Consider the following 1,627-nt stretch of genomic DNA (forward strand, 5'->3'; position numbering starts at 1 on the left):
TAAATCGGGTAGCTCGTCGATATGTGATGTTATTACATTAGTCAACATCGCGATCCGGCGGAATTGTGACACGGCTGGTCAACTCGCCGTGTACGCGGATGGGGAGACCGAGAATTGGCTCAATTGGTTTCGCGGCCACCGGCCTTGCCCCAAGGCGGTCCGGACTCTAAACAAGCCCGAGTCCAAGAAACGAAGGAACCTTCAATGAGCATTCGTCGCATCGATGTCGGCCCGCGCATGAGCCAGATCGTCATTCACGGCAATACCGTCTACCTGGCCGGTCAGGTTGGCCAGCCCGGCGGCAACGTCGCTTCGCAGACGCGCGACATCCTGAAGACCATCGACGAATTGCTGGCCAAGGCAGGCACCGACAAGACCAAGATCGTCCAGGCGATCGTCTGGCTGGCCGACATGGGCACCTTCGCCGAGATGAATTCGGAATGGGACAAGTGGGTGCCGCAGGGCCACACCCCGGCGCGTGCGACGGGTGAAGCCAAGCTCGCCACGCCGGAGTATCTGGTCGAGATCATTGTGACGGCGGCGCTGTAGTGCGGCCTTCCTTCTCCCCTTGTTGTGGGAGAAGGTGGCCGCGAAGCGGCCGGATGAGGGGTGCTCCAGGGAAAGCCAATGTCTCGCTCCGCTGGAACACCCCCTCATCCGTCTCGGCGCTGCGCGCCGATCCACCTTCTCCCGCAAGGGGAGAAGGGAGCGCAGGCGCTATCCCTGCGACGGGGTAAACCTCGCCACCAGCGTGTGGCTCTCAGCCGGATAGATGAAGCGTACATGGGTCACCGGGTGCTCAGCGCTCCAGGTGCGGCGCTCGACCACCAGGCAGGGCGCGCTCGCGTCGATGTCGAGCGCATCGGCGATATTCTCGTCGGCGGCCATGGCGCGGATGCGATGTTCGGCCTCGCTCCACGGCACGCGGCCGATCAGCCAGGGGCCCGGCGCGATGTCGAGGAATTCCTCCTCGCCGGCCTCGGCCACGGCTGAAAGGTTGATCAGCCGCTGCTCCAGCGCGAACGGCCGTTCGCCGGCAAAATGCAGGCCTTCCAGCGCCAGCACCGGCCCTGGCGCGGCAAGCCCGAGCAACGCGCGGTCATCGGCGCTGCTGCGCCGCTTGACGCGTTCCAGTCGCTCGTAGCGATAGGGCAGGCCGAGCGCCTCGACCTCGATCCTGATGTCGTGCAGTTCCAGCACCGCCGCTTGCGACTGCGGCTGGCGCACGAAACTCCCGGACCGGCGCCGGCGCTCGATCAGCCCGGCCTTGGCAAGCTGCGACAGGGCCTTGTTCACCGTCATGCGCGAGCAATTATATTGAGCCGTCAGCTCGTGCTCGAAGGGGATGCGATGCCCGGGCGCCCACGCGCCCGAGAGGATCTTTTCACGGATGTCGGAGAGGATGCGCTGATGCAGCGATAGGATCTCGCCGCCATCGACATCGTCTGTCTCGACCAGGCTCATCGGACGGTCCTGTTCAGCCTTGCGACAATGCGGTCATGACTTCGCGGAACCGCTTGGCAACGGCGTCGCGCTTGACATGCCTGCCGCCGCTGACCTGCTTTCTGCCATGCACCCAGACGCAATCGACCTTGCTGCCATTGGCGAAGATCCAGGCGTCGAGGAT

The 1,627-nt window shown here is 64.2% G+C and carries 2 protein-coding genes and 1 pseudogene; 1 reads left to right on the top strand and 2 read right to left on the bottom strand.

The features are described 5' to 3' along the window. The first annotated feature begins 204 nt into the window (after positions 1–204). On the top strand, positions 205–549 hold the full coding sequence (locus EOA28_RS35185) for a RidA family protein (RefSeq protein WP_127249977.1): 345 nt from the start codon (positions 205–207) through the stop codon (positions 547–549). 168 nt (positions 550–717) lie between these two features. On the opposite strand, the gene hutC is transcribed toward EOA28_RS35185, so the two are convergent. Then, the gene (hutC, locus tag EOA28_RS35190) at positions 718–1,464 is read right to left on the bottom strand and encodes a histidine utilization repressor (RefSeq protein ID WP_127249976.1); all 747 of its coding nucleotides are present in this window, start codon (positions 1,462–1,464) and stop codon (positions 718–720) included. Positions 1,465–1,477: 13 nt separating this feature from the next. Continuing rightward, positions 1,478–1,627: pseudogene (locus EOA28_RS40705) on the bottom strand (formimidoylglutamate deiminase); the annotation flags it as partial.

Origin of the sequence: Mesorhizobium sp. M2A.F.Ca.ET.067.02.1.1 (genome assembly GCF_004023285.1) — a bacterium.
Lineage (GTDB): Bacteria > Pseudomonadota > Alphaproteobacteria > Rhizobiales > Rhizobiaceae > Mesorhizobium.

Excerpts from the sequence above, each read along its gene's own strand:
- EOA28_RS35185 (WP_127249977.1), top strand. The coding sequence starts at position 205 with ATGAGCATTCGTCGCATCGATGTCGGCCCGCGCATGAGCCAGATCGTC.
- hutC (WP_127249976.1), bottom strand. The coding sequence starts at position 1,464 with ATGAGCCTGGTCGAGACAGACGATGTCGATGGCGGCGAGATCCTATCG.